11 protein-coding genes and 1 pseudogene are annotated in these 6,905 nt (G+C 57.1%); all 12 read right to left on the bottom strand.

Translation table 11 applies throughout. The annotated features are described in order from the left end of the window. Positions 1-168 precede the first annotated feature (168 nt). Positions 169-267 (bottom strand): annotated as a pseudogene (locus QZX93_RS20815) (type II toxin-antitoxin system RelE/ParE family toxin); the annotation flags it as partial. Next, positions 252-440 carry a hypothetical protein gene (locus tag QZX93_RS20810; RefSeq protein WP_295394918.1) on the bottom strand — a complete coding sequence of 63 codons (189 nt, stop codon included), beginning with the start codon at positions 438-440 and terminating at the stop codon, positions 252-254. The gene QZX93_RS20810 and the pseudogene QZX93_RS20815, both read right to left, overlap by 16 nt. Positions 441-666: 226 nt before the next feature. Beyond that, positions 667-933 (bottom strand): BrnA antitoxin family protein, encoded by a 267-nt coding sequence (locus QZX93_RS20805; RefSeq protein WP_295394916.1) that lies wholly within the window; start codon positions 931-933, stop codon positions 667-669. Continuing rightward, positions 926-1,192 (bottom strand): BrnT family toxin, encoded by a 267-nt coding sequence (locus QZX93_RS20800; RefSeq protein ID WP_295394914.1) that lies wholly within the window; start codon positions 1,190-1,192, stop codon positions 926-928. The genes QZX93_RS20805 and QZX93_RS20800 overlap by 8 nt, the downstream gene beginning before the upstream one ends. 153 nt (positions 1,193-1,345) lie before the next feature. Next, complete coding sequence (locus QZX93_RS20795; protein ID WP_295394912.1) at positions 1,346-1,477, bottom strand: hypothetical protein; 132 nt, start codon at positions 1,475-1,477, stop codon at positions 1,346-1,348. Then, positions 1,462-1,650, bottom strand: a complete 189-nt coding sequence (locus QZX93_RS20790; protein WP_295394911.1) for a hypothetical protein — start codon at positions 1,648-1,650, stop codon at positions 1,462-1,464. The genes QZX93_RS20795 and QZX93_RS20790 overlap by 16 nt, the downstream gene beginning before the upstream one ends. 160 nt (positions 1,651-1,810) lie before the next feature. Next, positions 1,811-2,155 carry a MazF family transcriptional regulator gene (locus QZX93_RS20785; protein ID WP_295394909.1) on the bottom strand — a complete coding sequence of 115 codons (345 nt, stop codon included), beginning with the start codon at positions 2,153-2,155 and terminating at the stop codon, positions 1,811-1,813. Continuing rightward, positions 2,125-2,337 (bottom strand): hypothetical protein, encoded by a 213-nt coding sequence (locus QZX93_RS20780; protein ID WP_295394907.1) that lies wholly within the window; start codon positions 2,335-2,337, stop codon positions 2,125-2,127. The genes QZX93_RS20785 and QZX93_RS20780 overlap by 31 nt, the downstream gene beginning before the upstream one ends. An 86-nt stretch (positions 2,338-2,423) precedes the next feature. After that, entirely contained in the window at positions 2,424-3,116 is a 693-nt protein-coding gene (locus tag QZX93_RS20775) for a hypothetical protein (protein WP_295394905.1), read from the bottom strand. Between the two features lie 41 nt (positions 3,117-3,157). Further along, positions 3,158-4,159: a hypothetical protein gene (locus tag QZX93_RS20770; RefSeq protein WP_295394904.1), complete on the bottom strand. Its 1,002-nt coding sequence runs from the start codon at positions 4,157-4,159 to the stop codon at positions 3,158-3,160. 2 nt (positions 4,160-4,161) lie between these two features. Further along, positions 4,162-6,003 (bottom strand): DUF3696 domain-containing protein, encoded by a 1,842-nt coding sequence (locus QZX93_RS20765; protein WP_295394902.1) that lies wholly within the window; start codon positions 6,001-6,003, stop codon positions 4,162-4,164. 130 nt (positions 6,004-6,133) lie between these two features. After that, positions 6,134-6,766 (bottom strand): hypothetical protein, encoded by a 633-nt coding sequence (locus tag QZX93_RS20760; protein ID WP_295394900.1) that lies wholly within the window; start codon positions 6,764-6,766, stop codon positions 6,134-6,136. Positions 6,767-6,905: the final 139 nt, after the last annotated feature.

Raw genomic sequence — 6,905 nt, 5'->3', positions numbered from 1 at the left:
TTCACCCTGCTGGCCAGTGTCATCGACACCTGCCGGCAACGCGGCCACTCGCCGTGGGACTACCTGGTCGCCGCGATCACCGAGCGGCGCGCCGGACTGCCCCTGCCCCCGCTGCCGGTGGCGGGGGTCTGAACGATTACGCTCACCCAACTCGAGAATCTCAGAAACGATACGCCGGGCATGGACCGCAGAATCACGGGCGATATAGCGGGCAATCGCGTCGATATCGTCGAGCGCCTCCAGCGCCCAGATCAGTTGGCCAGCCATGTTGCCAGACGCGCCTTCGCTTCATCGGTCGTGAATGAGCGACCTTCCTCAATGTCTTTGCGACCTTTCCTGATCTTCTCCAGCACATAAAGGTGGTATTGGATGTCCTCCAAGGTGCAATTATCGGGCAGCTGCCGCAGCACTGTTTCGGCTTGTTGTTTAGCGGTTTGCATTGTTTGGCCTCGTGAGTATCTCATTTCGTTCCGACGCGCTGCGTCGGAATGCAGTCTTGGCCGCTCCAGCGGCCCGATTGGCCACGCGACGCTGGAGCGTCGAAACTTGCTCCCAGGCTGGAGCGTAGGAGCCAGACCGCATGGCGAAACCCAACTCTGCGTTCCAGCATCGACGAATGTCGTTAGGGTTCGTTCCCCACCCCAAATTACGCGCTGCGTAGAGTCCTCAGGATGAATGCAACTCTTCGCGAAGCACCTTGCGCAAAATAGCCACGGTTAGCGGCGTATCCTCCCGACTGCGGACATCAGTACGAACCGCGGCCTCGCGCAAGATGTCGTTAATGAGTTCATGGTAACCCGTGCCGGCCGCCTCGGCCTGAGTGCGGAAATGCTCGACAATATCGTCGTCCAGCATCAAGGTGATCCGCGTCTTGCCAGGAGACTGGATCACTGCACCGCGTTTACCGCCACTGAAATCGTATTCGTCACGCATGATATTGCTCCGCTTCAACGCGGCTTGCCTTACGAGCGGAGACGATGCGCGTCCGCTCGGCGCGTGGGGTGTGAATCACCACCAATACCCGACCGAGCCCATCCATGCCCAGGGTCAGGAACCGTTGCTCACCGGAGACATCCGGGTCTTCGATCGTGATTGCCGCTGGGTCGCGCAAGACCTGTTCGGCGTGTGCGAAACTCACTCCGTGCTTACGCAGATTGGAGCGGGCCTTGGCTGGATCGAATTCGATTGTCACTACCGTCCTCCAGGAACGCAGCGGGTTCAACTACCGGACAGGATTTCCAGCGGCCCGGCCGTAACATCAAACCAGCCAGAGTAGGTTGGAGGTGAGCATGGCGAACCACAACTCTGCGCTCCAGCAGCGACGAATGTTGTTGGGGTTTGTTCCTCACCCCAACCTACGCTCGAGAATCTCAGAAACGATACGCCCGGCATGGACCGTAGAACCGCGGGCGATATAGCGGGCAATCGCCTCGATATCGTCGAGCACCTCCAGCGTCCAGATCAGTTGGCCAGCCATGCTGTCAGACGCTCTTTCGCCTCCTCAGTCGTGAATGAGCGACCTTCCTCAATGTCTTGCCGGCCTTTCCGAATCTTCTCCAGCACGTAGAGGTGGTACTGGATATCCTCCAAAGTACAGTTATCGGGCAGGTGCCGCAGCACCGTTTCGGCTTGTTGTTTAGCGGTTGGCATTACTTGGTATCTCATCTCGTCATCTCGTTCCCACGCTCTGCGTGGAAATGCAGTCTTGGCCGCTCCAGCGGCCCGATTGACCACGCGACGCCAGAGCGTCGGAACTTGCTTCAACGCTGGAGCGTTGGAGCCAGACGCAAGGGACGGAGCATGTGACCATTCATTGCAAACCGCGACCCAGGATCAATCGCACGACCGCCTCCCGAACCTCAGCAAGGACATGAGACTGAAGCTCTCCGGCAATCGTTGAAAAAAGGGTTTCACTGGCCGTAAAGAGCTTTCCGGGACGCACGTAGCTCTGGCGCTGTAACCCGCCACTGACGAAATCCCCTTGGCCTAACGTAATCGCGCGAACGTCGGCGAAGGCGTTACTCGTTATCTGGCAGGCGATCCAGTCGCCCCGACCAACGTCGGCGAGCAACAGTGCGGGCCGGAACTTGTTTCGCGTCAGGTCCGAAAAGGGAAACGGCAAGACTACGACTTGCCAGGCTGCAAATGCGCCCATGCCTGATCCTCCTCCGGTTTCAGCCAATCTTCGGCCAAGGCAGCCTCTGCCAGCAGGGCCGACTCGTTCGCTTCACCGTCCAGCAATGTGAGCAGAGCCCGGCCGGCCGGGAGGCGGATACACGGCTCCAGTGTGTGCACTTGGCCGCTTGCGTCGATTTCGACTTCAATGGTTTGCAACATGATTTCAGTCTCACAATGAGCAGATGAGGTTCACGCCAATAGCCCGGGCTGTTGGGAGCAAAAACTCTTGAGCTCGACGCTTTCGATCATGGTGTGTCTCCAGTGGCCCCGGCATCCCGATCTTCACGCAGATAGACGACGAATGCTGACTCCGGGAGGCCAAACGCGCAGAGAAGACGCTTGATGTTGTCCCGGATCTGGTTAGCCGAAAGGTTGGTCTCGGCAAGCACGCCCCGACCGTAGTCCCGCGCGATGCGCAGATCCTCGGCCTGCCTGGAAAAATGCTTATTGCCTTTGGAACTGACGAAATCCGGGTTGGTCGGCAAGGCATTGAAGACAGCCGGCTGCAAGGATGCGAGATGTCGACATAGGGTCTCGTAGACCTGGGACCAGGTGTTAGTACCGTCGAAGGGTACGCTACTCAGGGTAAAGATCGCGGGCCGCTTGTAGCGGAAATCCTCAGCCAGACCATGGGGCACGCGCCGGTCGAGTGCGCGAATCAGGCGCTCGCGCCGCTCCCGCTCATCTTCCGACGCGGGGGCGCTCGGTGCCTCGAAGGTCGGGACCTGGGTATAATCTTGGACCAGATTCGACAGCCGGCCCGAGACCTCACGGAATTCCCCCACGGTCTTGTTGAACGCCTTCTTGAAGGCCAGACCTTTCTCGAGTGCGTCGTTTTCGTTGTGGTCGATGTTCAGCCAGATGTCGTCCGAGAGGGCGAGCAGGTCCTCGCCGACGGTTTCCAGATTGGTCAGGATGCTTTGGATTCGTTCGCGCATGGGTCTTGGGTCCGAAGGTGCTTGAGATGAAACTGGCGGTCTCACCGGAGGATTAACAGGTCGCAAGGCTTGATATTGCGCTCAAGGTCTTTCTCCACCCTCTCGTAGGTGGCGGCATCGGTCTTGAAGGATGCCGAACAACGCTTTGCCGCAGTAGGCCCCTCAAATACGTCCAGACCGTGCCCCAGATCCCAAACGTAGTGCCCAAACCGAACAAACCGATCACGCGCATCGGTTCGGAATACGGAATCCGGAATCATGTGCACCTTCAACCGTTTGATACTCTTCTTCTGCAATCGCTGCAATACGGCGGATAACTCCGATTCGATATCGACGAGGCTCTTAGCCTTGAGTTTGGGAGTCCAGGCAGAGAACAAACTCACGTAGCGGACTCCAATGGCGTCATCATCTAACAGCCGCAAGAACCGCTCGAGTCCAGAAAGCCACTGCCGCGGGCACCTGAAGTGCTGTTCGACTGCATATCGATCGACGATCGATATGTTCTTTAAGGGCGCGTAAGCGAGAGGGCGAAACCGAAGATTCCAAATCGCTTGGTAGGATTCGCCGACCTCGATATGGCCCACCGACGTCTCGATTGCGTGTTTGAAGACCCTGGCATGATTTGCCGCAATCAACCGGCAGATTGCGAGACTATGGGCTCCACTCTCAGCCAGGGCAATCTCGTCCTGACCTTCGGTCAACCCGAACTCCGCTTCGGCCCGAGTGTCATCGACAAGGGCTGCAGACGCAACAGCGCAGATATCGGACACTGCGCCGGACGTGACCGACCCGCCCCAATCGTTGGGACATGGAACCGGTGGCGAACGCTTCAGCATCGCCTGCCACAGCAGCTTCAAATTCTGCGGCAACCGTTCCACCGCCCGAGCCAGATTCGAGCTCTCGAACTGCTCGCCATCATGCACGAGAAGCCCGATACGCTCCCAAACCTCCAAGAGATCGTAATGGCAGCTTCGAGCAATCGCCGGGGTCCATGAGGGATCGGGAATCAAGCTGTCGGCATCGATGACGAATGGCACCAACATGATCAGCGCCCCGCGAACTTTTCGCGGTAGGATTCTTCGAAGAATCCGCCCGGCCACTCATCAATGAAATCGCCGTCCTCGTCGATCTCGATGCGGCGTATCCGTGGCCTGCTATCGGTAGACTCGACAAAATGCACCGCGATGTCCTCCGGCGTCACTGCCGGGATTCCTTCAGGCAAGACGCCCTTTGCCGTCTCCCTGATCCGGCGCAGGCAGCGCAGCATCAGATGCTCGCTGTGAGTCTCGATCAAGAACAGGACGTTCGGATTGGCCTTGGCCTGAGTGATGAACAGGTCCGCCAGTACGACCTGGAACGCCGGGTGGATGTTCGACTCGGGTTCCTCGATTGCTACAACCCCTTCCTTGTGATGCAGGGCCGCGACAATGACCGGTAAGGCTTGGGAGATGCCAACCCCCAAGTCACTCGGGGCCAGCAGTGTATCCGTCTGTAGATTGCGGATCTGCAGGCGCGTGCGTTCTAGCAGCCCGGTCACGTCTACCCGCAGCCTCTCCCACTCGGGCGTCGATGGCGGATACTCCTTCTTGAGTACCGACATGATGGCGCTGTCGGACGCAACCTCCCGGTAAACGGGCACTTCGATCCGGTAGCCGGTATGGAGTCGGCCTTCTCCGAGCCAGTCATTGGCCTGTTTCAGCGTGGTCGACGAACTGAAAACCAGGTGATCCCACGCGGCCAAGCCGTTGGCCCAACGGTTCGCTCCAGGCGAGTGCATAGGGGTATACTGCCGTGTCGGCACTTCCCTGAACGCACTCACGTACACCGACTGCCGGAGCGCCTCCATCAAACGCTCTCCCGGACCGGTGATCAAGGTCGTCAGCACATCGCAGAGATACTCCTGTGCGAAGTACGTGAACTCCCACCGGTACGGTGGATCGTCGATCACGTCATCCTCCGCGAAAGCGTTAACTTGCAAGCGCTTGCCCCAGACAGGCAAAGCACCCAGTGTTGCGGCGCTAGGGGCGACCAGGGGTAGTGGCCCCGGAGCAGTCCCGCCATACTCCTCTGGGTGGAAGTCGCTGGGGATTCGCTGGGCCATGTCGGAGTTGCCAACGAACTCAGTCTCGCAGATATGCTGCCCGACCGGGATCATGTCCGCCTGAACCAGCGACCGAAAGAGCAAGATGAGCCATCCTTCGCACTCGAAAATGACGTCCCGCCGGGTCGCTTGAGGCGCCGAGTCTGCCGATATTCCGTTTGCATTGGACTGGGCGCGAGATTTGCTCTCGCGTACGTCGCGAACTGTTCGGCTGCCGAACGGCGGCACACCACCGTTAAGCCAGCGGATTGAGACTTCTCTGGTTGCGCAGTCGAATCCGAGATCAGCATAGGTCTCGGAACCGCTGCCGGTTGCATAGCGACGGACATAAGGCAGTTGCTCGGCCTCGGACCAAGCAATCTCGAATTCGACCCAAATCGCTTTCTCTTTGAGGGCTTGGGCGATCTCAGATGTTCCGAGCGTTGGCGCATCTTTTTGATGCACGGTGCTGTCGATATAGTTCTCGCGGATTACCTCTGTGTAGTCCGGCAATCCAATTAGAGACAGGTCCAACTCGAAGCGCATGCGAATCGCACGATATCGATAATCGTGCTCATGCACCAGGTTCTTGAAGCCGCCGAGGTCCACTACGTCGCCGCCGAGTTCAGTGCGCCCCGCATCGCAGTTATTCCGCTCCAGCACCTCCCGCGCATACATCAACGCCTGCACGATGGTGCTCTTGCCGGCATTGTTCGGCCCGAACAGCAGCGTCAGCGGCGCAAACTCGATCCGCACGGGCTCGCGGATGCCTTTGAAGTTTTCGAGGGTGAGTGCCTTGATGATCATGGGTCTGTGCTTCGTGTTCGTAGAGCGACAAATGGGATTGAGTGATTTCTAGATCTGCTTCGGCGTCATCTGAACAAAGAGAATTGATATGGAGCTCGTCTTGTTCAGTATCACTACGCCGACAGCAACACTATGGAAAACTTGTGCTTTTAAGGCCATCGCAGTAGCGCATTAAAATATATGACAACACGTGGCGATGGTTACGGAGAAAATTGGAGTCCAGCATAATTCTTCCCTTTTCATCAACGGTCGACGAGGGGTTGGCATCAATGTATTGTCCTATTTCGTCTTTCTTGTTGCAGCTATCAATGACGCCCCCATTATGAATAACGCAATTCCTTATTGCGACAAGCTCGAGCAAGGTGTCGAGTGACGGGATTTGCCGCTTGCGTAACCTTGCGTGCTCTTTAAGATAGCAGGCCGCGCGTTCAATTACAGATCCGTTCCGGTCATTGAACGGGGGAAGATTGGCGCCGAGACTGTGAACAAGCCTCGTAAGGCGGACGAAGCTTGTTTCAGTCAGGCTTATCATCGCGGAAAGAAGCGCATAGCGAAATATTCGAGGCACATCTTCAGAAGCTTGCTGGAGATCCCTGTTGAAAAAACCTAGAATGAAACCGTATCCTTCGGTTTCTGGCGCAAACTTGGCAAGCTCACTTTCAGTGGTTTCTTTTTGCCTTTGTTGCTCTTCGGTAATGGCTTGCTCGGTCAGGTCTATAATTCGCAACAGACCATCGAATTCGTAGCGGATGCTGGATTGCACTAAGAGGCTGTCTAAGAACCATTTTGAGATAGAGGCTTACTTAACGGCTAATAAATACGGCGTTTGATTATTGCAGATCTGCCGAAGAAGCAAGCGTCCGGATGCAATATAAACCTGTGTTTCGCTTGAAGTCGGTTTG

Origin of the sequence: uncultured Thiodictyon sp. (assembly GCF_903946935.1) — a bacterium.
In the GTDB taxonomy this organism is placed as follows: Bacteria; Pseudomonadota; Gammaproteobacteria; order Chromatiales; family Chromatiaceae; genus Thiodictyon.
Note: the sequence above shows the minus strand (reverse complement) of the source record. Positions and strands in the feature narration are given on the sequence as shown.

What these genes read in the sequence shown, in the direction of transcription:
- QZX93_RS20810 (WP_295394918.1), bottom strand. Translation starts at nt 440, where the DNA reads ATGCAAACCGCTAAACAACAAGCCGAAACAGTGCTGCGGCAGCTGCCC.
- QZX93_RS20805 (WP_295394916.1), bottom strand. Translation starts at nt 933, where the DNA reads ATGCGTGACGAATACGATTTCAGTGGCGGTAAACGCGGTGCAGTGATC.
- QZX93_RS20795 (WP_295394912.1), bottom strand. Translation starts at nt 1,477, where the DNA reads ATGGCTGGCCAACTGATCTGGACGCTGGAGGTGCTCGACGATATCGAG.
- QZX93_RS20790 (WP_295394911.1), bottom strand. Translation starts at nt 1,650, where the DNA reads ATGCCAACCGCTAAACAACAAGCCGAAACGGTGCTGCGGCACCTGCCC.
- QZX93_RS20785 (WP_295394909.1), bottom strand. Translation starts at nt 2,155, where the DNA reads ATGGGCGCATTTGCAGCCTGGCAAGTCGTAGTCTTGCCGTTTCCCTTT.
- QZX93_RS20780 (WP_295394907.1), bottom strand. Translation starts at nt 2,337, where the DNA reads ATGTTGCAAACCATTGAAGTCGAAATCGACGCAAGCGGCCAAGTGCAC.
- QZX93_RS20775 (WP_295394905.1), bottom strand. Translation starts at nt 3,116, where the DNA reads ATGCGCGAACGAATCCAAAGCATCCTGACCAATCTGGAAACCGTCGGC.
- QZX93_RS20770 (WP_295394904.1), bottom strand. Translation starts at nt 4,159, where the DNA reads ATGTTGGTGCCATTCGTCATCGATGCCGACAGCTTGATTCCCGATCCC.
- QZX93_RS20765 (WP_295394902.1), bottom strand. Translation starts at nt 6,003, where the DNA reads ATGATCATCAAGGCACTCACCCTCGAAAACTTCAAAGGCATCCGCGAG.